The 20,616-nt window shown below is 58.5% G+C and carries 20 protein-coding genes and 1 pseudogene; 10 read left to right on the top strand and 11 right to left on the bottom strand.

The features are described from left to right. The first annotated feature begins 25 nt into the window (after positions 1-25). From ACP7BS_RS09170 to ACP7BS_RS09160, 3 genes are read left to right on the top strand one after another with little or no spacing between them, the layout of a single operon-like run. Positions 26-895: an ABC transporter permease gene (locus ACP7BS_RS09170; protein ID WP_426230403.1), complete on the top strand. Its 870-nt coding sequence runs from the start codon at positions 26-28 to the stop codon at positions 893-895. Then, a complete protein-coding gene (locus ACP7BS_RS09165; RefSeq protein ID WP_426230402.1) occupies positions 892-1,620 on the top strand; it encodes an ABC transporter ATP-binding protein in 729 nt (242 codons plus the stop codon). The genes ACP7BS_RS09170 and ACP7BS_RS09165 overlap by 4 nt, the downstream gene beginning before the upstream one ends. Before the next feature lie 11 nt (positions 1,621-1,631). Then, positions 1,632-2,969: an LLM class flavin-dependent oxidoreductase gene (locus ACP7BS_RS09160; protein ID WP_426230401.1), complete on the top strand. Its 1,338-nt coding sequence runs from the start codon at positions 1,632-1,634 to the stop codon at positions 2,967-2,969. Between the two features lie 148 nt (positions 2,970-3,117). Here the strand turns inward: ACP7BS_RS09160 and ACP7BS_RS09155 are convergent, their stop codons facing one another. Both ACP7BS_RS09155 and ACP7BS_RS09150 read right to left on the bottom strand, forming a co-directional pair. Continuing rightward, positions 3,118-3,984, bottom strand: a complete 867-nt coding sequence (locus ACP7BS_RS09155) for a transglutaminase-like domain-containing protein (protein WP_426237733.1) — start codon at positions 3,982-3,984, stop codon at positions 3,118-3,120. 248 nt (positions 3,985-4,232) lie between these two features. Next, complete coding sequence (locus ACP7BS_RS09150) at positions 4,233-6,005, bottom strand: adenylate/guanylate cyclase domain-containing protein (RefSeq protein ID WP_426237731.1); 1,773 nt, start codon at positions 6,003-6,005, stop codon at positions 4,233-4,235. Between the two features lie 576 nt (positions 6,006-6,581). Here ACP7BS_RS09150 and ACP7BS_RS09145 point away from each other — a divergent pair. Beyond that, positions 6,582-7,112: a GNAT family N-acetyltransferase gene (locus tag ACP7BS_RS09145; protein ID WP_426230398.1), complete on the top strand. Its 531-nt coding sequence runs from the start codon at positions 6,582-6,584 to the stop codon at positions 7,110-7,112. Between the two features lie 510 nt (positions 7,113-7,622). On the opposite strand, the pseudogene ACP7BS_RS09140 reads toward ACP7BS_RS09145, so the two are convergent. The 4 genes and pseudogenes from ACP7BS_RS09140 to ACP7BS_RS09125 all read right to left on the bottom strand — a co-directional run bounded on the left by ACP7BS_RS09140 (position 7,623) and on the right by ACP7BS_RS09125 (position 10,207). Continuing rightward, positions 7,623-8,039, bottom strand: a pseudogene (locus ACP7BS_RS09140) (cupin domain-containing protein). Positions 8,040-8,086: 47 nt separating this feature from the next. Next, on the bottom strand, positions 8,087-9,064 hold the full coding sequence (locus ACP7BS_RS09135; protein WP_426230397.1) for an NADP-dependent oxidoreductase: 978 nt from the start codon (positions 9,062-9,064) through the stop codon (positions 8,087-8,089). Positions 9,065-9,323: 259 nt separating this feature from the next. Beyond that, entirely contained in the window at positions 9,324-9,773 is a 450-nt protein-coding gene (locus ACP7BS_RS09130; RefSeq protein WP_426230396.1) for a carboxymuconolactone decarboxylase family protein, read from the bottom strand. Positions 9,774-9,781: 8 nt separating this feature from the next. After that, the gene (locus ACP7BS_RS09125; RefSeq protein WP_426230395.1) at positions 9,782-10,207 is read right to left on the bottom strand and encodes a cupin domain-containing protein; all 426 of its coding nucleotides are present in this window, start codon (positions 10,205-10,207) and stop codon (positions 9,782-9,784) included. A gap of 101 nt (positions 10,208-10,308) precedes the next feature. On the opposite strand from ACP7BS_RS09125, the gene ACP7BS_RS09120 reads away from it, so the two are divergent. Next, positions 10,309-11,727, top strand: coding sequence for a PLP-dependent aminotransferase family protein (locus ACP7BS_RS09120; protein WP_426230394.1), 1,419 nt, complete (start codon positions 10,309-10,311; stop codon positions 11,725-11,727). An 874-nt stretch (positions 11,728-12,601) separates the two neighbouring features. After that, positions 12,602-13,561 (top strand): GlxA family transcriptional regulator, encoded by a 960-nt coding sequence (locus tag ACP7BS_RS09115; protein ID WP_426237729.1) that lies wholly within the window; start codon positions 12,602-12,604, stop codon positions 13,559-13,561. Between the two features lie 9 nt (positions 13,562-13,570). Here the strand turns inward: ACP7BS_RS09115 and ACP7BS_RS09110 are convergent, their stop codons facing one another. After that, positions 13,571-14,221: an HD domain-containing protein gene (locus tag ACP7BS_RS09110; RefSeq protein ID WP_426230392.1), complete on the bottom strand. Its 651-nt coding sequence runs from the start codon at positions 14,219-14,221 to the stop codon at positions 13,571-13,573. A 331-nt stretch (positions 14,222-14,552) separates the two neighbouring features. Beyond that, positions 14,553-15,512: a LysR family transcriptional regulator gene (locus ACP7BS_RS09105; protein ID WP_426230391.1), complete on the bottom strand. Its 960-nt coding sequence runs from the start codon at positions 15,510-15,512 to the stop codon at positions 14,553-14,555. A 129-nt stretch (positions 15,513-15,641) separates the two neighbouring features. On the opposite strand from ACP7BS_RS09105, the gene ACP7BS_RS09100 reads away from it, so the two are divergent. Genes ACP7BS_RS09100 through ACP7BS_RS09085 form a run of 4 tightly spaced genes read left to right on the top strand, consistent with a single transcriptional unit; the run spans position 15,642 to position 18,070 of the window. Continuing rightward, complete coding sequence (locus ACP7BS_RS09100; RefSeq protein ID WP_426237727.1) at positions 15,642-16,361, top strand: nitroreductase; 720 nt, start codon at positions 15,642-15,644, stop codon at positions 16,359-16,361. Further along, positions 16,358-16,906, top strand: a complete 549-nt coding sequence (locus ACP7BS_RS09095; protein WP_426237725.1) for a DUF4863 family protein — start codon at positions 16,358-16,360, stop codon at positions 16,904-16,906. Before ACP7BS_RS09100 ends, ACP7BS_RS09095 begins: the two co-directional genes overlap by 4 nt. Positions 16,907-16,936: 30 nt before the next feature. After that, entirely contained in the window at positions 16,937-17,413 is a 477-nt protein-coding gene (locus ACP7BS_RS09090) for a carboxymuconolactone decarboxylase family protein (protein WP_426230388.1), read from the top strand. A gap of 21 nt (positions 17,414-17,434) precedes the next feature. Beyond that, positions 17,435-18,070: an HD domain-containing protein gene (locus ACP7BS_RS09085; RefSeq protein ID WP_426230387.1), complete on the top strand. Its 636-nt coding sequence runs from the start codon at positions 17,435-17,437 to the stop codon at positions 18,068-18,070. 1,299 nt (positions 18,071-19,369) lie between these two features. Here ACP7BS_RS09085 and ACP7BS_RS09080 read toward each other — a convergent pair. From ACP7BS_RS09080 to ACP7BS_RS09070, 3 genes are all read right to left on the bottom strand, one after another. Next, the gene (locus tag ACP7BS_RS09080; RefSeq protein ID WP_426237723.1) at positions 19,370-19,861 is read right to left on the bottom strand and encodes a c-type cytochrome; all 492 of its coding nucleotides are present in this window, start codon (positions 19,859-19,861) and stop codon (positions 19,370-19,372) included. 50 nt (positions 19,862-19,911) lie between these two features. After that, positions 19,912-20,139 carry a hypothetical protein gene (locus tag ACP7BS_RS09075; protein ID WP_426230386.1) on the bottom strand — a complete coding sequence of 76 codons (228 nt, stop codon included), beginning with the start codon at positions 20,137-20,139 and terminating at the stop codon, positions 19,912-19,914. Between the two features lie 85 nt (positions 20,140-20,224). Beyond that, positions 20,225-20,560 carry a DUF983 domain-containing protein gene (locus ACP7BS_RS09070; protein ID WP_426230385.1) on the bottom strand — a complete coding sequence of 112 codons (336 nt, stop codon included), beginning with the start codon at positions 20,558-20,560 and terminating at the stop codon, positions 20,225-20,227. Positions 20,561-20,616 lie beyond the last annotated feature (56 nt).

Below are 20,616 nucleotides of genomic sequence, written 5' to 3'. Positions count from 1 at the left end.
CTCCAGACATACTTCAGGAGCTGATATGACGGACGCGACAAATCAGGACTTCATAGGGTCGTCTGCCAAACATTGGGACAGCGCTGTCAGGACGGCCGAACCCGTGCGAGCCAGCAAGGGAACCCGTCTTACACCAAAGCGGCTTCCGGCGGGCGTCAGATTGCTTGGACCCGTGTTGGTACTTCTGGCTTGGGAAGCTGCTTCGCGCCTCGGGTACTTGTCGCCCGCAACGCTCGCGGCACCGTCGACTGCGTTGAAAACCGGATACGAGATGTTTGCGGATGGCAGCCTCTTGCCTCATCTGCTCGCATCAGCCGGACGTGCCTACGCAGGACTTTTCCTTGGGATTGTCGTCGGCGTCGTGCTCGCGCTGCTTGCAGGTTTGACGCGCAGCGGCGAGGCGCTCATCGACGGCCTGGTCCAGATTAAAAGGGCCGTCCCCACGCTAGCTCTTATCCCGCTGGTGATCATCTGGCTCGGGATCGGCGAGGCGATGAAGATCTTTCTGATTTTCACGGCGGTCCTGGTCCCGGTCTACATCAACACGCATGCTGCGCTCCGCAGCATCGACATCGGTCACGTCGAGCTGGCAAGAACGCTCGGGCTAACTCGCAGCGAATTCGTGCGCCACGTTGCGTTGCCAGGAGCGCTGCCTGGATTCTTCGTCGCGCTGAGGCTTGCCGTGGCCTTGTGCTGGACGGCGCTCGTCGTCCTTGAGCTTATCAATACCCAGACCGGGATTGGCTACTTGATGAACCGCGCACGCGACTGGGGTCAAACTGAAATCATCGTGGTCGGCATCATCATCTACGCCGTCCTCGGGCTTGTGTCGGATGCCGTCGTCAGGGCAATCGAGACACGGGCGCTTTCATATCGAAGGGCGCTCGGATCATGAACGTCTATCGGCCCTATTCACCTTCGGTCGTTTTGCGGGAGTTGTCCCGCAGTTTTAAGGGAGAAATGGTCCTCGACCGGATATCGCTCGAGATACCGCACGGCCAGTTCGTCGCATTGCTCGGCGAGTCGGGGTCCGGCAAGACAACGCTGTTGCGAGCGCTCGCTGGGCTGGACGACGAGGCCGAGACACAAGGCAGCTTCACCAAGCCGGACAGCACATCGGTTCTGTTTCAGGATTCGCGGCTTCTGCCATGGAAGACTGTGATCGACAATGTCACTCTGGGCCTCCGTCGGCCAGATGCGAGATCGGCGGCAGTGGACATATTGGGCCTGGTCGGTCTCGCCGACAAGGTGGATGTCTGGCCATCGACATTGTCGGGTGGGCAAAAGCAGCGGGCATCTCTGGCGCGATCTCTTCTTCGGGAGCCAGAGTTGTTGCTCGCCGACGAGCCTTTCGGGGCGCTGGACGCTCTGACGCGGCTTCGCATGCAGAATCTACTGCTGAAACTGGTCGAGCGCCGCAGGCCTACAATCATTCTGGTTACGCATGATGTCGACGAGGCGCTTTTGCTTTCGGACCGAATCCTCGTGCTGAAGGATGGCGGGATCGCCGAGGATCATCTCGTCTCCCTACCGCACCCGCGGCGCAATTATCAAAGTGAAATCTCAACCCTTCGCGCTAAGCTGCTGAAAAGTCTTGGCGTCGAGGCGGACACTGTTTGAAAGGAACCGTCATGTCGCGACAGTTGCACCTCAATCTGTTCTTGATGTCTCGCGGCCACCACGAAGGCGCATGGCGACATCCGGCATCCAACCACAAGGCGCTCACCGACCTCGACTTATACGTCGAGGCGGCTCACATCGCGGAAGCCGCGAAATTCGATGCCGTATTTCTCGCAGACACGCTTGTTGCTCCCAACAGCAGCGGGTTGGCGGCATCCGGCTCGCTTGAGCCGATCGTCCTCCTCTCGCTTCTGTCTGCGAAAACTCAAAAAATCGGCCTGATCGGAACGGCGTCCACGACATATAGTTTGCCGTACACGCTGGCACGGCAGTTCGCCACGCTCGATCACCTGTCAGGCGGCAGGGCGGGCTGGAACATCGTCACATCGTGGGCGGCTGAAGCCGGTGCAAACTACGGCTTGCAGCAAAACATCGAACATGGAGACCGGTACAAGCTCGCCGAAGAATTCGTCGAGGCCGTCGATGCGCTTTGGCGGAGCTTTCCGTCGGACGCCGTTTTGGATGACCGCGAACGCGGCCAATATCTGGACACAGACCGGGTCATCCCCGTGAACTTCGAAGGCGAGCATTACCGCACTAAGGGTCCACTGAATGTTCCTGGCAGTCCGCAGGGACGCCCTGTTTATATCCAGGCAGGCCAGTCCGATGCCGGTAGAGCCTTTGCCGCACGACGGGCCGAGGCGATCTTCACTGCGCATATGACTAAAGAATCCGCGCAGACGTTCTATTCTGACATCAAGAACCGCAGTGTGGCGTATGGGCGTCGCCCACAGGATATCGTCATTCTGCCAGGTATCAGCGCGGCAATCGGATCTACGAAACGCGAAGCCGAGCTGGTCTGGGAAGAGCTCGACGCACTCACGAGCACAGATGTCGGGCTGGCGCGCCTGTCCGCGAGATTCGGCGGGCATGACTTCACAGGTCTACCGCTTGATCGTCCGCTGAAGCGGGATGATTTTCCGGATCCCAACCAGGTCGAGGCGTCCAAAAGCAGAGTGATTGGCTACGTCGACATTTCACTGCGGGAGGGACTATCGCTCAGGCAGCTTTTGCGCAAGCTCGCAGGCGCGCGCGGGCATTTTGCGGTCGCAGGCACCCCGGAGGAAATTGCTGATATTGTGGAAGACTGGTTCGCCTCGGCTGCGGCGGACGGTTTCAACGTTATGCCGCCGATCATCAACAGCCAACTGGAACTGTTCGCCCAGGAGGTGGTACCTATCCTTCAGAAGCGAGGGCTGTTCCGGAAGGAGTACCAAGGCACCACACTACGGGATCATTTCGGACTGGCTCCCGTTGCGGAAGCGAAAACATTCGCTCAATCCGCCTGAGGATTTCGGCGATTTAAATTCTAGGCGAATAAATCCGCCGCGTTGTTCGGATGACCAACGTCCGGATTGCGTCTGCACAGCGGTCATTGGAATCTGCGGTCGCATAGTACCCGAGCATGCAGAACTTCAGCCGACGAGCTTTGAGTACCTACTGCGCGACCGAAACCGTCTCACGAACCTGCCTGACAGCATTGAAGACCTCTCCAGGCATGCCGAACCCTGGAGCGCCATAGAATAAACGGAGCTCTTCCCTATGACGGTCGGGGTCGAGCAGGACCTCCGCCAAATGATCGAAGCGTCGCAGTTCCTCGGTGCTGCTCTCCGCGTCTGGGGATGGCATCGCCCCCCAGTCGTCCCACGGCAGCATCTCGACCTTGTTCAGGCTGGCGAGGTCACGGATCATATTTGAGGCGATGAACCAGAAGCCGCCTTCATCGAAGATGCCAAAGCGATTGGGGTCGTCCTCGCCACGCCGGCAGAGTTGCCAGGCCTGGGCGGCCAGCAGGAACTCACCCGACGGCAAGTCGAGAGTGTCGAAGACCAGCCCCAGTTCTGCACGCTGAAAGTCATCGATCTGAAAATCGACCATCCGCCAGCGATCACCATTCCAGACCTCCACCACCCAGTGGTCGATCGCCTTGTCGGGAGCAAAATAAGTGCCGAAACCGCACCGCGACCTAGCCGCACGGCCGTTCGCTCGCAAGGCCGACACCGCGAGCAGCGAGAAATGGCTGCAGACACCAACCGCGCGACCCGCAGCAGGACGGTGTGAATTGCCCCCCGCAAGGAGGCCGTCCAGTACGGCGTCCACCGATCTCCTTTGCGAGAGTTCACGCCGCTCCGGGGTCAGCTCTTCGCCATATCTCGACGCCCAGTGTTCGTGAAGCATTCTTCCCTGAATCCAGGCGGCTAGGTCGGCGATGTCCGTTGGAGCGCCTGCCAGCCCGACCTTATTCTTCTTCGCCGTGGAATGCGGGCCCGGCTCTCGGAAGTAGTCCAGCGTAACCATGTCCATGAGTATTCTCCAAGGCCGGATGATCCAGCGAGGGCGCATTGGTGTCAAGCGCACGGCGAACGCCCGCTTCCGGCCGACTGCCGTCATGGCTCGAAAGCGCCCCCACGTCGGCCATAGAGGGTGGTTTCGCAGCTTCCTGAAAGCAGATCTTGCTGGCGATCACGCTGGAGGTCGTTGTTGCGCCGGCACTGACTATTTCGTCCTCTGTGCAAATGGGCAACAGTTTCAAGATCGGACATTAATCACCGTCATTGTACGACACCGGCCTTGCGTAGCCCCTCCATGACGAGCTCGAAATCGGCGGGGTTCTTGAAGGGCAAGACTTTGCGACGGTATTCCAAGGAGTAGTCGGGATTGACGTGGAGCACCTCTTGCCACGTCGCGCGAGCCTCTTCGAAACGGCCGAGGTGCCCGTAACAGGCAGCCAGAAGCGCGCGCGAGACATCGGTGACGGGGTTGCGGCTCACGCGCTGCAGCAACAGTTCGACGGCCTCTTCGTACCTTAGCAGTTGAAACAAGGCCCAGGCCTGAAAGTGAAGAACGATATCCGGAAAGTAGGGGTTCAGGACCCTCGCCCGATCGAAATAGGCGAGTGCCTCCTCGGATCTGCCTGAATAGACAAGTGCCTCGCCGAGGCTGACCTGCCCTTCGGCGAAGTTCGGATTGAGGACTATCGCACGCTCGGCCTCGCTGATGGCTCCATCGTGCTGTCGCGAGTAAAGGTTGACCAGACTCAGCGACCAGTGCGCCACGGGATCGCTATCATCCCGCGCTACCGCCAGCGTCGCAGCCTCTTCGGCTTGCTCGATCGAGCGCTGCGGCAACGCGCTCCACCGGTTCAGGTAGTCGAGCGCGTGGGTAAGGGCGAGGACCGCGTGCGCCGAGGCGAAGTTCGGATCAAGTTCGACGGCACGTTGCAAAAGGTCGCGGGCGTCGCTGTTCGTTTGCTTCGTCAGCCGGTGCCACAGTTCCCGGCCACGCAAGAAGCAGTCATACGCCTCGGGGTGCCGGGTCTGCCCCGGCGCAAGTCTTTGCCGGTCGCCCTCTGTCAGGTTGACCGCCAGCGCGCCGACGATCTGCTGCGTGACATCGTCCTGAACCGCGAATATGTCGGTGAGGTCGCGATCGAACCGTTCCGCCCATAGATGCCCGCCGGTGGTCGCGTCGATGAGCTGCGCGGTGATGCGTACCCTGTTCCCCGATTTGCGTACGCTGCCCTCAAGCACATACCGCACGCCCAGCCTCGTGCCCACCTCCTGCACATGGACGTTCTTGCCCTTGAAGATGAACGACGAATTGCGAGCGATGACGAAGAGCTGCGACAGCTTCGATAGCGCTGTGATGATGTCTTCCGAGATGCCGTCGGCGAAGTATTCCTGTTCGGCGTCACCGCTCATGTTGGCGAAGGGCAGGACGGCGATCGACAGCTTCGGCGACGCTGCCGTCGCCGGCTGGCTCGTCGCGGTTTCCGAGGTCGCGGCCAACTTGGTCCCTGCGCTGCCGACTTGCAGCGAATAGATCCGGATCGGCTCGGCGATGTTCTTGAGCTGCGTGCTGCCGAGATCGCTGACCGAGAGGTCGAGCCTCGCCTTGACTTGGCGATAGGCATCCTCGGATAGGCAGATCGCGCCCGCCGCCGCGACGCCCTCCAATCGCGCGGCGATGTTGACGCCATCGCCCATCAGGTCGCCGTCGCTTTCCTCGACGACGTCGCCCAAATGAATACCGATCCTGAACTCAATGCGACGGTCCTGCGGGACGCCGTCATTGCGCTCCGCCATACCGTTCTGCACCTCAATGGCGCAGCGCACGGCGTCCACCACGCTGCGGAACTCGACCAGCGCACCATCGCCGGTGCGCTTCACCACCCGGCCATGGTGCACGGCGATCGTCGGATCGATGAGATCGCTGCGCAGTGTCCGCAACCTCGCCAGGGTAAGGTCCTCCTCGGCGCCGGCAAGCCGGCTGTACCCAACCACGTCCGCGGCCAGGATTGCAGCCAGCTTTCGGTTCTCGCTCATGGCGCTGTCTCCTAACTTCCACGATAGCAGGGAGACAGAGGGCAAGAAAGAACTTTAGCCGCTGCTCAGAGCGATCTTGGTTGCGATCGAGTTGGCCATGGCTCATGTGGACGCAGCCGACGTTGTAGCCCCACGCAATGACTGCTCTGTAATACTCTCGGGGCGTCCAACGCGGTCGTTCGTAAAGCCCACTCAGGGTCAGGTTACAACGATGTCCGTGCCCACCCGAACGTCCGTTCTTTGAATATCCGCAGCCTGAAGTTGCCAGTCCGCTGCTGGCCGAACTGGGACCACATCGCCAGATGTTTGGATGTCCGCTCTCTCCCTTCCGCACTCCAACATCGGACGGTCCCCTCACGGCCCCAGACTTGCCGACCGATCCTGGCTTTAGCAGCCGGTCCGAAACGCGCCTTCATGCCGGTCGTCCACAGCACGCGCTTTAGTTCCTGGAAGCAGTCAGTCTGCTATTCGAGCGGTCACGTCCGGACCGAGCGAATTGCGGTCATTCACGAGACGCTACGACAGCCGTGGGCGTCTCTGGTAAGCTACGTTGGGAGCTTTTGGGGAGGCATGCAAATGTCGAGGGACGTAGTCATCTCTGCCACGACGAGCCAGCACTATCGCGAGTTTGCGACGCTGATACGCGAGTATGTCGACTGGTGTCGCGAACGATATGCCGCGGATAGTTGGTTCGTTGACGCCGCGTTCAGCCATCAGTCGCTTGAGCAGGAATTGCAAGAGTTGTCGTCCTACTACGGTCCGCCGAGCGGCCGAGCGTTTCTCGCGCTCTCACGAGACGAGGTGGTTGGGTGTATCGCCTACCGGGAGCTGTCCGACACTGTGTGTGAGATGAAGCGGCTTTTCGTTCGGAAGGGCGGTCAGGGTCGCGGCACGGGGCGACGGCTTTGCATGGCATCGATCGATGCTGCACGAAGCGACGGCTACGCACTCATGCGCCTCGACACCGCCAACTTGTTCAACGAGGCGATCGCTTTGTATAGGTCGGTCGGTTTCCGCGACTGTCCCGCCTACAACGATTATCCCGACGACCTCATGCCCTACATCGTCTTTATGGATATACCTATCAGACCAGGCAAGGCGGGCTAGAATTGAGCTCCGCTACTTTGGCAGAAGGGTGAATGTCCGCAGGCCCCCACGCCGCTTCAGGCCGGCAAGCCGGCAAGACGTAGACCAGCGCGTAGGCGCTCCACATCCTTCGGCTCGCGCAGATATGACACATCGATATGCCAGTCGACGTATTCCGCTGGTCCTGCGACGGGGTCACCGATCCACAGAGTGCGCACTGCCTGGACAAATACGTCCCCACACCCCTTCGCCTCTTCGATCCTGCCTAGATGACCATAGGCCGCCGCCCGCCAAGTCATGTCTCGCGGATGCCTTATCGGGGGAATCGAAGGTTCTCTGCTCGAGAAGCACAGCCGCCTCACTGTAAAGTCCGAGTTGGAACAGGATGTCCGCGGATTGATCCTCAAGGCAATTTGGGCAGCAGGCAGCCCACAGTGCCGACCAACGGCTGTTGCATAAAAGGCAGGCCCGCCGTGCGGCCCTGCAATCCGAGCATCGGATTCAGTGTCGTGCCGAGCGGCCGTTCGACTGCTAGCTGGCGTCTGGTGTTGTCAGCGCCGCATCACCGGCGTCGACGATGAACACTGCGAGAAGGCTCGCGGGAACCGTCTCGCTCGCATTTTCACTGACGGTGTGGTGGGAGCCAGGGTTCTCGAAGAAGGTCTCTCCGACCTTATAGACCTAGATTTCGCCGCCATCGACCTGACTGCGAATCTCGCCAGAGAGAACGTATGCGAAGATGAACGCCGAGCTCGCATGCCTGTGCGACGGCGACTTCGCCCCTGGAGGATAGCTCACCAGTGCCGCGGTCAGGTTCTTGCCTTCAACATTTGGCAATGCCTTGTTGAAGACGGGCGTCACAGTCTCGGCCTTGGGCTCCTGCGCGAAAAAGGCGAACGCCGTCCCGGAAAGCGCTAAAGTCATGATTGCAAGCGATCTGAGGAGGATATTCATCGGTATCTCCCTTCGGTTACATCGTTATGTTGAGGCTAAAGTCAGTGCGGTATTGTGAGGACGATCTTTCCGGGCTTGTGCCGCTTTCCCTCGAGCATTTCGTGCGCTAGCCGAGCGTTCTTCAATTCAAGGACGTCTCCGACACGGGTTGCGATCTTGCCACCGCCGATCATTTCGGCAATCTTTTCCAGGCCGGGTGAATTAACCCGGACCAGGTGGAAGAATGCATCCACGTTTTTCTGTTTAGCGATTTCCCGATCAGGCACGGAAACTGCAGAGACGATACGGCCTCCTGATTTCACCCAGTTGAAGCTGTCCGGGAGGGACTGTCCCCCGACCGCATCAACTACGAGGTCGACTTGTTCAATGGGTTCGGGTAACCCTGCCGCGGTGCTTTCGATCACAACGACCGCGCCCAGCCTCTTGACGTATTCGACCTTGTCCGGCAACGCTGATGCCAGCACCCGCGCTCCAGCCTGGGCAGCGAACTGCACAGCGTATGCGCCAACATTACCTGCTCCTCCGAGGACTAACACTGTCGTTCCTGTCACCGCACCGCCGCGATCAAACAGCATCTGCCACGCAGTCGAGGCAACGACGGGGACGGACGCGGCCTCCACAAAACTCAGTATGCCTGGCTTCTTCGATATCATGTTCGCGTCGGCAAGCGCGTACTGTGCGTAGGCGTTGGTAAACCGTGGATTGGTCACGCCGAAAATCTCATCTCCAACGGCAAACGCAGTCACGTCTGGGCCAAGCTGCACGACGGTTCCTGCGAGATCGGAACCCAAGGTCAATGGTAATGGCTGCGGCAGGACACTATTGCCGCTTCGGATCCAACCGTCCCATGGGCCGACGCCAGCCGCGGCTACTTTCACGAGAACCTGCCCGGCGGTCGGAACAGGACAGTCGATTTCTTCTTCATTCATCGCGGAAATTCCGCCGAACTCATGGACGCGGACCGCCCTGATTTTGGAAGGCAAAGAGTTCTGGGGGGCGGCAGCTCGGTCATCATTCATGACAATCTCCCATTTCTAATGTGAAACAGTGTTTGGTCTCGGCCCGTTTCTGCTTCGTGCAGCGTGACCGAATTAAATTGATCCAACCTCGGTGCAGCCGGCATCTGCAGCCCCGGCACCACGCAAAATGCGTCGATACGATCTTGTCTCAACAGGCGTAAGCGCAGTCGTGAATTCACAATAATAGAATCACGTTGTGGGGCGGTAGTCGATGCCTCGCTAATTGTGGACGAGGCATCCGAGGCTCCGGCCCGATCAGCTACTCGGCCGCAGCGGGCGTCGTGCGAAAGCTGATGGCCATGCGATTGTACGTATTCATCAAACCGATGGCGATCGTCAGGTCTACAAGTTCCTTTTCCGTGAAGGCCAAGGCAGCTTCGTCGTAGGCGGCATCCTCAACGTGGGTGTCGCTGACGCGGGTGACGGTCTCGGCCCACTTCAGAGCGGCCTTTTCCTTTTCAGTGAACAGGCTGCCACCTTCTGCCCAAGCGGGAACAAGGACGAGCTTCTCGACCGTGGTACCGTTCTTGATCAAATCGCGCGAATGCATGTCGATGCAGTAGGCGCAACCGTTGAGCTGTGAAATCCGGAGGTAGACGAGGTCGACGAGCGATGTCGGCAAGCCGCACTGGCTGACGTAGCCGTAGACGGATCCGAGCGCCTTCATCCCACCAGGGGCGATAGCCGTGTAGTCCATACGAGCGTTCATGGGTCGGTTCACTTCTTGTCTGGAGTTGTGAGCTGGTTGTCGTCGACATCGAGGACGAACACCGCGAGCAGGGATGCCGGCTGTTCGTTGCTGGCATTCTCGCTGATGCGGTGATGGCTGCCGGGGTTCTCGAAGAAGCTTTCCCCGGTCTTGTAGACCTTGGCTGCCTCGTCGCCGACCTGGCTGCGGATCTCCCCGGAGAGGACGAATGCGTAGATGAACGCCGAGTTGGCGTGAGTGTGGGATGGCGACTTTGCACCAGGCTCATAGCTCACGACCGCGGCAACGATGCGTTTGCCGGGAATGTTAGGGAGTTCCTTGTTGAACACCGGTGAGACGGTCTCGCTCTTGGCTACAGGATCGTGCGCCTGCGCCGACGTCGTCGCCATCAGGGCAATGGCGGCAGTCCCGATTATATTAGGGAATGTACGCATGTCTTGTCTGTTCCTTTCGCTGATCTTGTGACGAGACATTCAATCTTCCAGGGTGCGAAAAACAGCACCATGACTTGAGAGAAATCCTGTACCATCGCCACATGAAACCGACGCTGCCGTTCTTCCTCGATCAGTCCTTGAAGTCGCCGTTGGCTGGCCAGATCTATTCCGGGATCCGTGATGCCATCTCGGACGGCGTCATGCAGGCTGGCAGCCGGATGCCGTCCTGGAAGGATCTTGCCGTTCAGCTTGGCGTTTCGAGGGGCACCGTGCGGGTGGCTTATGAACGACTGATCGACGAGCAGCTCATCGTCTCCCGTGGGCCTGCCGGCACGTGGGTGGCGGAACATTCATTTGGAGGGAAACCAAGTGCCCCCACTGCGGTACGTCCTCCACTGCCACAACTCTTCTACGACTTCGGCACCGTGCCCTTGCCATTTCAGATGGGCGTGCCGTCACAGGATGCCTTTCCGTTTAAGCTGTGGTCCCGGCTCATGGCGCGAAGCGCGCGCATAGCCGCGGCGTCTCCGGTCAGCTATCCCGATCCAAGAGGTGATATTGACCTGAGAAAAGAGATCGCAGCCTATCTGGCTATAGCCCGGAACCTCCATTGCAATCCGTCGCAGGTTATCGTCACCGCCGGATTTTCAGGAGCGCTTGGTCTGATCGCCGGAGCGTTGCGTCTCGAAGGGAGGATAGCATGGTTCGAGGAGCCTGGCTTTCCGTTGACCCGGATTGCACTCGCCCATTTGGGCGTAGACGTCCGCGCCGTTCCCGTAGACGCCGACGGCTTGAGCGTGGCCAAAGGCAGGCAAGTCGCTGGCGAAGCCACACTTGCCTTAGTCACACCGGGGCAGCAAGCTCCTCTTGGCGTTACGATGTCCGCATCTCGCAGGCACGAGCTTCTGGAGTGGGCCGGCGAACGCGATGCCTGGATCATCGAGGACGACTATCTCGGCGAACTCCAACTTCAGGGCAGGGCGGCACCCGCGCTAGCGTCCGCTGACAAGAACGGACATGTCCTCCATATCGGCACTTTCAGCAAGACGATCTCACCTTCCTTGCGGCTGGGATTCCTAGTCGTACCAGTGCGCGCAGCGGAGTTGTTCGGTGAAGTTGCCGCTTGTCTGGCACCTTCACCTAATTCGGCTGTGCAGTGCGCCGTCACGGAATTTATGGCCGATGGGCATTACCTTCGTCACCTAAGGCGGATGAAGCGTCTGTACCGGTTTCGACAAATAGACGTCGCCAACCGACTGGATAAGTTGTTCGGTCGTCCGGTACACCGAATAAGCGGATTGTCGGTTCGCCTCGACCTGCCTGACACTTTCGATGACGCGAAAGCGGTACTTGAGGCGCTGCCCTTCGGCCTCGCTCCCGTACCGCTGTCACCGTGGTACATGGGCGACACGCGACGTAAGGGTCTGCTGCTGGGCATAACAAATGTTCACGAGAGAAACGCGGAAAAATCCTGCGAGCGGCTGTATCGCCTCATTGCGTCACGGATTAATCCAGTATAATCGCGCTATTGTGTAGCAAATGCGACCAACGAGCTCTGGCTGCGAAATCCATCGATAGGGTTTGAACCCGACATGATTCAAGTTCGCAGCTCTCCTGTTGTCGTATTGATAGGGTAAGCGCTTAAAATTCCGCTTCCGCACAGGGAGGGGGATGCCGGAAGAGCTCGCCCGCCCGCCGTGTTGCCCTACGGATCGGAGCACAGCCCGCGTACACTGCCACTGACGGTCCCATCTCGACTAAACGTGAGGTAGCCCGCACAGCGCGTGAGCGGTAAATCCCAACCGTTCTTCAAATTATGAAAAAATGGGGGGGTCGCGCAACGAGCTCATTGAAATCGAAGCTTATGGGCCTTCTGCTTTGCATTTCCCTCCTTGCTTTTAACCGCGTTCTATTCGCTAATGCTTAGCTACAGGCCCGGCCATTAGGCAGGCTAACGCTGTCGTTACTCCCACTCAACTCCTGAAGCTACAAGTGGGAACGCGCGACGCCTAATGTCCGACGGCCGTCCCCCTCCTGATTCCAACAGAGTTTTGTCCTGTAGCGTGGTCGATTGGTGATGAGCCAGGTTTCGACATCCCGCAAAAGCCAAACGACGGGGCCCGTCGGACTGTAGTTCATCACGCGCCTCTTCGGCAGCCTCCAATTTAAGGACACCAGATTGCAAATTTTGTCCCTCTCTTGAACAAAGACACTCTTTAACTCGCCGTGCCGAGCCCTTGTCCGACGACACCATCGGTCGACGCGGCTTCGAAATCCGCGAAGAAATCGAGGGACGCACGTACCCTCCTTGATATTGGTCGCCAAAATTCAAAATTGAACGCCGGAACGCTTGGTTGTATTGGCGTGTGGATTGTTTTACGAGAGGACGCGTCGATGAAGACAATCGGCATGCTAGTTTTTGAGGGCGTCCAATCACTGGATGTTGCCGGACCGCTGGATGTCTTTGCCGAGGCCAACGCTTTTATCGAGCCGGATCAGCATTATGAGATTAGGACGATCGGGCCGTCCGATCGGTATGTTACGGCTTCGAATGGCATGATCCTAGCGTCGAACCTTGGCTATGCGGAAACCAAGGGTCGCATTGATCTGTTTCTCGTGCCGGGTGGCCCGTCATTGCCGACCTCTGAGGCAGCGGCCGAAATTGTCGATTGCATTCAGCGTCTGGCAGCGCTCAGCGGGGTTTATGGCTCCGTGTGTACCGGCGCTTTTTTGCTTGGCGCGGCAGGCCTTCTCGATGGCCGGAAAGTCACGACCCATTGGCAAAATGCCAAACAACTGGCCATGCGATATCCATATGCAGATGTCGATTATGACCGGATTTACCTGCGTGACGGTCCTCTGGTGACGTCGGCTGGGGTGACTGCAGGCATCGATTTGGCGCTGGCATTGGTTCGTGAGGATCATGGACCGGCCGTCTCACTGGCTGTAGCCAAGCGGCTTGTCGTAGTTGCTCAGAGATTGGGTGGGCAGTCGCAGTTCAGCCCTTACATCGAATTCACTTTGGACGCCGGATCGCCAATTTCCGGGGTCATTACTTACGTCATGGGACACCTCGGTCGAGATCTGTCTGTCGGCGAACTCGCAACTGCAACCGCGATGAGCGAGCGTAATTTTGCCAGGGCATTCGTCGCAACGACCGGCTCCACACCGGCCCAGTTCGTTGAAAGAGCGCGCGTCGATGCGGCGCGCTCCATGCTGGAAGGAACCAGAAAACCCTTGAAACTCATTGCCCACGAATGCGGATTTGGCAATCCCAAGCGCATGCGCGAGGTCTTTGTAAAGCGCCTCGGAATCCTGCCCACCCAGTACCGGGATCAGTTTTTGATCAAATGACGATGCCAATCAGCTTTCCCACTTCGAGTTCAGGATGAGATCGACAAAGTTCTCGCGCTTGTAGGTTGGGTCCATGTAGCCGAGCACGTCGGCCTTCACATTGCCGAATGTGGTCTCCGGCTTTCTCATCGTGCCCAGGCAGAAGGAAGACAGAATGCCGTGCTTGAACTTCAGTCCGCGCGGATGGCATGTGCAGACCTCGTGGCGCTGCGCATCGGTGAAACTGTCATAGGCAATTCCGAGAACGTCCATTTCGACGCCGGCGGTCACGAGCGCGACCGTCGGTCGCTTATGCTGGGGAATTCCCGGTGTCGTGTGCAAGGCGATCGAGTCCCAGACGTCATCGACGTCGCGTTCCGACATGGCGTAGCCCGAGAGAAAGTCACGCGCGGCATTGGCGCCGTCAACTTCGAAACGTTCGGTGTCGCTGGCATACTGATCCATGATCCCCATGTCATGGAACATCGCTCCGATATAAAGAAGCTCGGGATCGTAGTTAAGCTTATTGCGTTCGCCAGTCAGGGCGCCGAAAAGGAAGACGCGGCTGGAGTGATGGAAGAGAAGATCCGTCTCGGTGTCGCGGACCAGTTCTGTTGCAGCTTTCGCCATCGCGCTATCAGGGATTTTAACGCCGGCGACGACCTTGGGTTCGTTTGTCATTGGAAAACCTCCTGTTTTTAAAGGTGAGCGGCACACCTGCGCCGGGGCGGGCGATCAATCGCCGCCAACCCTATATTCCGTCTGTTTAGGGTGTTCGATCAATTCGCTTCAGGGGCTCGATCCTGCCATTGAGGGGCGGAAATCTGCCATCAAGCCTCCGTATCCACGTGACGGGGCGAGGTGACATTGTTGGAGCTGGATCTCTACCCCCGCGCGATTGATCGCTGTTGTCAGCCCGGAGTGACGGTAGCTGCAATGGAGAAAGCCTATCCTGGGGGTAGGAGAGGGAGATCGGGATCGCCAGTTCGGAACCCGGCGGTCAGTTCGTCCTCTACACCAAATCTCCCTCTGCCCGCGCCGCTTCTGCAAGCTTGGATCGCAGCCATAGATGCGCCGGATTTTTGCTCAGTCGGTTGTGCCATATCATCTGGACTGAAGCAGCCGGCGCGGTCCAAGGAAGTTCGCAGACCGCCACCAGACCCGATTTGCGAAAGACATCCGCGAGCCTCGCCGGCGCAATCGCTACTGCTGAAGTCCCTGAGACGAGCGCCGGCAGCGCGAGGAAATGGGGCTGGACAAGCCGCAGGTTGGGGTTCGCACCAATTTTTGCAAACTGGGCTTCCAGCGTGGTTCGGTCGAACATCTCCATGCGGCGGATCAAGCCGCGCTCGGAGATGTGCCCATCCTCAGTGCCACCGGCAGCCACCACGAACAATGGCAGCGCGGAAAGCTGCTCGATCGTGACAGGCCCGCCAGCAAGCGCATGATCGGGAGCCATAATGAGCACATCCCGCTCATCGAAAAGCGACTGCGCGCGGAGGCGATGGGGAATATCGAGGAAGGAGCCAAGAGCAAGGTCTACGCGTCCGACATCAATCTGCGCCGTTAGGTCGATTCTCGTTGCGGGCAGGATCGTGATTGAAACGCCCGGCGCGCTGTCCAAGAGGTCTCGCAGGAATTGTGGAAGCAAAACCGCAGTTATGTAGTCGGTAGCGGCGAGGCAAAAGGTGCTGGTTGATGTATCGGCTCTGAACTCCGGCGGCCCAAAAGCTCTGTCGACCGTTACGAGCGCGTCTCGGATGAGAGGTGCCATCTCGCTCGCGCGGGCCGTCGGCACCATCCCAGCGGCTGTTCGGACAAACAAATCATCATGCAGGATGCCGCGAAGCCGGGACAAGCCGTGACTGACGGCTGACGGGCTGAGCCCAATCGATTGTCCGGCGCGCAGCACATTCCGCTCCCGCATGACGGCATCGAACACCGTCAACAGATTGAGGTCCAGGTTTTTCATGGGCAATGTCTCTTTGGTCCCGCCTAACCATAATGCATGCCATGCATTTTCATATTGTCAACATTGCACTTCCTGAAACGACTCTCGGGGTCAATCATGCGTTGATCCAACCAAAGATGGACGACGATCATGAGCAGCGACGCAGCAAGTATTTCTGATACGGTAGTGACTGTCGATGGCGTCATGCGGGGTCGATTTGCCAATCGCTTCTATCTCGATCGTCCCGTGGATCCTGCAACGGATATCATCGAGGTTTCACGCTATGCTGGGACCGGGGCGAACGTGCAGCCGTGGCACGTGCATGTGGTGTCAGGTCTTGCAAAGGCGCGTCTGATCGAAGCGCTGGAGGTAGCGCACGAGACGGAGCCCGCGGCACATACCTCGGAATACACTTACCTTATTTCAGATCTTTCCGAACCTTACGCGTCGCGTCGGAAAGAATTTGGCGCCGTCTTCTATGGCGCGCTTGGCATCACGTCCGACGACCATGCCGCGCGCGCCATGCAGACGGCAAGGAACTTGCGTTTCTTCGACGCGCCCGTGGGGCTGATTTTCACAATCGATCGGCGCCTGGAAAAGGGTAGCTGGCTCGATCTCGGGATGTTCATTCAGAACGTGATGCTGGCGGCTCGGGCACGAGGCCTGGACACATGCCCGCAGGAGTTCTTCTCCCGCTATCACGCCGTCATTCGCCGAGAGCTTTCTTTGCGACCGGAGGAAATGGTGGTCTGCGGCATGTCCATGGGGTTCGGCGATCCGGAATGGGCCAAGTGCCGTCCGCACAAAAGCACCAATCGAAGACATCGCATCGCTTTACGGATTCTAACAATTTTTGGAGAACCACAATGACGGAACGGGATGAATTGATCGAAGCCGCTGTCGCCTTTATCGGGACGATCAAGCACAGGACACCCGGCGAGGATATGGAGCGCTGGTTGAATGGTACGCACCGCCCCGGTAGCCCCGTCTACGAAGACTTGGCTGTCCGAGTGAGGCGGGGAGTGGAGCATGGATGGGCGGCCAATATTGAGATAGCGGGCCGGCACTACCGTCGTAGCCGTCTCCTTGAACCCTGCGAACGATCGCACTTTTTCAGCCTGACGACGGTCTATATGGACAGCCGTGGCGGCAACCTTGCCCCAGCCCGTGTTGGTGAACATGAGCCTGTCTTCAGGGGAGACTACCACCTTCACCCTTATGGCGAATTCAATCTCGTCGTCCCGCTGGAGCCGTCGGCCGAATTAATGGGGCCGCTTGGATGGTGCCATGCCGGATGGACCGCTCCTGCGCCCGGAAGCCATCACTATCCCGAGGCGAGAGGCGGCGCGCTGATAGCATTCTTCTTTCTTCCCTCCGGACGGATTTCTTACGACATCGAGGCGCCGCAGGGGTGATCAACCCACTGCCATCAAGGAGACCATCCAATGACCCAACGTTTGGACTACAACGCTGCCTCGCCGGCGGGAGTGAAGGCGCTCGCCGGCGTTTACGGGCACATCACTCGATCGGCACTTCCAAAGTCGCTCGTCGAGCTCGTTTACCTGCGCATTTCGCAGATCAATGGCTGCGCTTACTGTATCGACATGCATTCACGTGACCTGCTGAAGGATGGGATGAATGTGGAGAAGCTCGTGCTTGTCCAGTCCTGGCGCGAGGCGGGAGGCCTGTTCAGCGAAAGCGAATGTGCGGCGCTGGCATGGGCAGAAACCGTGACCTGCGTTGCGCAGACCGGCGTCCCCGACGACGAGTTCGCCGAAGCCTCTGTCGTATTCGATGGCCAGCAGCTCGCCGATCTCACTATCGCGATCGGTCTGATGAACGCCTATAATAGATTGGCGATCAGCTTTCGAGCGCCACCTGCTGCGGTCACCGATGCCGGTGGTCAAATCGCCACGGCATGAACATCAGGAGACGGTGAAACCATGACCAATACCAGTGTGACTATTCCCGACAGCAAGCTCGCGCGGGACGTGACGCAGTTCATCCACGATACGGAAAGCGATCTGCTATTCTTGCATTCAAGTCGCGTTTTTTTCTGGGGAGCCATCAAGGGGCAACGGATGGACCTAAAGTTCGACGCGGAGTTGCTTTATGTCGCCGCCATGTTCCACGACATCGGTCTGACCGCCGGCTATCATGACAGTCAGCGCCGGTTCGAGGTGGACGGCGCCTTTGCCGCTCGCGATTTCCTGCGCGCCTACGACATCCCGGAACGCGACATTGAGAAGGTCTGGAACGCTATCGCTCTTCATACGACGCCTGGCATTCCAGAGCACATGCACCCTGAAATATTCCTCGTCCAGTCGGGCGCGGGAATGGATGTGGCTGGTCGGGGCTACGATGAATTCAGCGCAGAGCAGCGTGACACGGTCGTGACCGCCTTCCCTCGGGGCGCCGACTTCAACAGCAGGATGATTGACGCGTTCTATGAAGGGATGAAGAATCGTCCCCACACGACGTTTGGAACGTTCAACGATGACTTCCTGGCACTCAAAGACCCGGATTTTAAACGCGTCGATCTTTGCAGCATCATCTATCATTCCCCTTGGGATCATTAACTGGCAAATCACTGAAATATACGAGTGAAGAACTTAAACCTGATCCATCTGAGCTTCATGAAACGGACCTCGACAAGTAATTTACGAGCGACATCCCGGTGGTCGGCGCCGAAGGCGTATCGCATATGGGGGCACTACCGCGGTGGTAGCGCAAAGTGGCACCAACACTGAGCTCCGGCGCAAGCAGATCGTGCTTTTCGGCAAAGACGACGAAAATGCTACGTGCGGTCTCAGTTTTCGATGTCGCCGCTAAGGGCCGCTCGGCAGGCGTGCCTTTTACCTGCCGCTGATCGCTTCCGTGGCAAGGCGGATTAGAAAATTTGGTTCGCCAGCATTTGTCACAGCAGCGCGAGGTCTGTGCTTCAGCGAAAGGCAGCTTTAGTCCGTTCGCCTCCAGAACCCGCCAGGCCGCACCCGGCCCCGTTATGGGAGTGGGAACTGCGCGTTCTCCCTCTGTCCAATGGTGGCCCTTGAACTGGCCGAGCGGACGGAAATCTGAAGAGGAGCGGCCCCACGCGTTGTGGGGCCGCGTCCTTGTGCTCAGAGAGCCTCTCGCTGGGTTCGATCAGCTTTGCGCCCTCAATATCGTCATAGAGATTGTTTCTCGGCCTCCCAAGACCTGCCCTCCACTCGAACGTTCGAAGCTGCGCGCCATGCAGCATCGGTAGCCGCAGCCGTAGGCGTCGCGTGTTCATTCCGCTAATCATGGCGGTGCCGCCATCCCCGCGGCATCACCGGCATGAACGTCACTTCATCCGGCGTCATCCCCTGTTTGAGCCGGGCGTAGAATAAGGCTTGGCTTACACCTCGTGATGCGGCAACCGGCCAAGCTAATCGACCGTCAGCGAGGAATGTCGACAGCTTAATCGATGGCCGCTGTGGCGGTGATCTTCTCTGCCGTAGGGGAGCGGGATGGGTAGCTGCCTTTCGGCCGGACCAGCGAATGCTAAGCCGATGGTAGAAGACCTCAAGTGTAACACCGTTGGCCTCCGCCACGGGCCACGCTAGCTGTCCGTCATCCATCATTATAGAAAAGTGAGGTAACCTAGGATCTTCGAAAGGCTCCGTCATTGCTCCTCCTATTGAGTTTGCCTTTGCAGCGATATTTCGTGCAACCTCAGCTATCTAGCAGATGTGCTGATACCGGCAAATTCAATAGCTTTGCGAGCGGGCGGCATCAGGAACAATAGCGTCCGGTTGCGCGCCGTAGTTTCGGTCGCGGAGGTCGTTATCAGGGCAGCCACATAGTTTGTTGCAAGACCTTGTCTTCTATGCGTCAGAAGCGGACGTCGAAGCGGATTACTTCAAGCTCTTCAGATAGGCCATTAGGTCGTCGATTTCGGAGCGCCGGAGTCCCCAGAAGCGCATCTTGGATCCCGGCACCTTTTTCTTGGGGCTGTACAGGAAATCGCGCAGCGCCAGCTCTTCCCATACGAGGCCTGCCTCGCTAGCAGCTCTCATGGCTTGGGAGTAGGCGTAGTCTGGAAGTGACCCGGCCCTACGTCCGATGATTCCCTTTAGGTGCGGGCCAAACACATTCCGTTTCTCGTCGAGAACATGGCAGGAGCTGCACCGTTCGTAGATGCGCCGGCCTCGTTCAGAGTCTGCCGCAGACACTGGCGCGGCTGTCGCTAGAACCAGGAGGATCGACGCCACTCTCCTATCGCGGATCTTTGAGAGAAGGCTCGGACACCGAGGCGGGCTGCCGTCACGATACCGAAGCCAGCCACGGCCAATGCTTCTGATCAAGCAAGTGTCCGGTTCCTGTCGCTTGTCGACGTTCCCGTTCAAGGGTCGTTCCCGCATTCCCGCGCGACGCAGCCGCATTGGGTGTGGTGCCGTCAAGGCAGGCTCAAATCCAAACCAAGCATTTTGCTGAGGACATATACAATGATCCCCACGACCAGAAGCAATAGAAGGAAGACCACGGCCAGCATGCCGCCCGTGCGCAGGACGGCTCGCCGTTCCTCCGTCCCCGCCTTATCATAGTGCCACTTGACTGCGAAATACATGCCAATGCCCAATACCAGCGCCTTGAACGTGCCAAAGACAATAGGTGTCCACTCCATAATATGCTCTCATGTAGATTAGCGACGCGCTATGACTTACTCCGGGCAAGCCATAGCCATTCAAATGCGATGCTTAGGTGTATCGTCAGGCGGCTGCTCGAATATTCACGCCGCTTGCTTTCTCCGGAATTTCGATACGTTCCGCTTCATCCTTCATGCAGAGCCGGCTTCCTGTGAGCCAGCCTTTCAACAGCAGAATTGGCAGAAGACAAGCAAGAAGCACAGGAGGGAAAGCGATGACAAGGTGCGCCCAGACAGAGGGCGAGTAAGCAATCTGTATCCAGCACACCAGCGCAACACCGACTATACATATGAAGCAGATCACATAGATACCCAGACGATCCTTTGGCTCGGTTGGGGATTGTACCGGGCCATTAAACCCGGTCTTGCCCGGCGACAGCGGAAGCGATTTGTTGGTCATTGCTTTTATTCCCAAAGATAGGAGGCGGTGAAGGCGAACTGGATCCCCACCAGCAT

The sequence above is a fragment of the Pararhizobium sp. DWP1-1-3 genome (assembly GCF_049896125.1).
Lineage (GTDB): Bacteria > Pseudomonadota > Alphaproteobacteria > Rhizobiales > Rhizobiaceae > Pararhizobium.
The sequence above is the reverse complement of the archived record's forward strand: the minus strand, read 5'-3'. Positions and strand labels throughout refer to the sequence as shown.

What these genes read in the sequence shown, in the direction of transcription:
- ACP7BS_RS09170 (WP_426230403.1), top strand. Translation starts at nt 26, where the DNA reads ATGACGGACGCGACAAATCAGGACTTCATAGGGTCGTCTGCCAAACAT.
- ACP7BS_RS09165 (WP_426230402.1), top strand. Translation starts at nt 892, where the DNA reads ATGAACGTCTATCGGCCCTATTCACCTTCGGTCGTTTTGCGGGAGTTG.
- ACP7BS_RS09160 (WP_426230401.1), top strand. Translation starts at nt 1,632, where the DNA reads ATGTCGCGACAGTTGCACCTCAATCTGTTCTTGATGTCTCGCGGCCAC.
- ACP7BS_RS09155 (WP_426237733.1), bottom strand. Translation starts at nt 3,984, where the DNA reads ATGGACATGGTTACGCTGGACTACTTCCGAGAGCCGGGCCCGCATTCC.
- ACP7BS_RS09150 (WP_426237731.1), bottom strand. Translation starts at nt 6,005, where the DNA reads ATGAGCGAGAACCGAAAGCTGGCTGCAATCCTGGCCGCGGACGTGGTT.
- ACP7BS_RS09145 (WP_426230398.1), top strand. Translation starts at nt 6,582, where the DNA reads ATGTCGAGGGACGTAGTCATCTCTGCCACGACGAGCCAGCACTATCGC.
- ACP7BS_RS09135 (WP_426230397.1), bottom strand. Translation starts at nt 9,064, where the DNA reads ATGAATGATGACCGAGCTGCCGCCCCCCAGAACTCTTTGCCTTCCAAA.
- ACP7BS_RS09130 (WP_426230396.1), bottom strand. Translation starts at nt 9,773, where the DNA reads ATGAACGCTCGTATGGACTACACGGCTATCGCCCCTGGTGGGATGAAG.
- ACP7BS_RS09125 (WP_426230395.1), bottom strand. Translation starts at nt 10,207, where the DNA reads ATGCGTACATTCCCTAATATAATCGGGACTGCCGCCATTGCCCTGATG.
- ACP7BS_RS09120 (WP_426230394.1), top strand. Translation starts at nt 10,309, where the DNA reads ATGAAACCGACGCTGCCGTTCTTCCTCGATCAGTCCTTGAAGTCGCCG.
- ACP7BS_RS09115 (WP_426237729.1), top strand. Translation starts at nt 12,602, where the DNA reads ATGAAGACAATCGGCATGCTAGTTTTTGAGGGCGTCCAATCACTGGAT.
- ACP7BS_RS09110 (WP_426230392.1), bottom strand. Translation starts at nt 14,221, where the DNA reads ATGACAAACGAACCCAAGGTCGTCGCCGGCGTTAAAATCCCTGATAGC.
- ACP7BS_RS09105 (WP_426230391.1), bottom strand. Translation starts at nt 15,512, where the DNA reads ATGAAAAACCTGGACCTCAATCTGTTGACGGTGTTCGATGCCGTCATG.
- ACP7BS_RS09100 (WP_426237727.1), top strand. Translation starts at nt 15,642, where the DNA reads ATGAGCAGCGACGCAGCAAGTATTTCTGATACGGTAGTGACTGTCGAT.
- ACP7BS_RS09095 (WP_426237725.1), top strand. Translation starts at nt 16,358, where the DNA reads ATGACGGAACGGGATGAATTGATCGAAGCCGCTGTCGCCTTTATCGGG.
- ACP7BS_RS09090 (WP_426230388.1), top strand. Translation starts at nt 16,937, where the DNA reads ATGACCCAACGTTTGGACTACAACGCTGCCTCGCCGGCGGGAGTGAAG.
- ACP7BS_RS09085 (WP_426230387.1), top strand. Translation starts at nt 17,435, where the DNA reads ATGACCAATACCAGTGTGACTATTCCCGACAGCAAGCTCGCGCGGGAC.
- ACP7BS_RS09075 (WP_426230386.1), bottom strand. Translation starts at nt 20,139, where the DNA reads ATGGAGTGGACACCTATTGTCTTTGGCACGTTCAAGGCGCTGGTATTG.
- ACP7BS_RS09070 (WP_426230385.1), bottom strand. Translation starts at nt 20,560, where the DNA reads ATGACCAACAAATCGCTTCCGCTGTCGCCGGGCAAGACCGGGTTTAAT.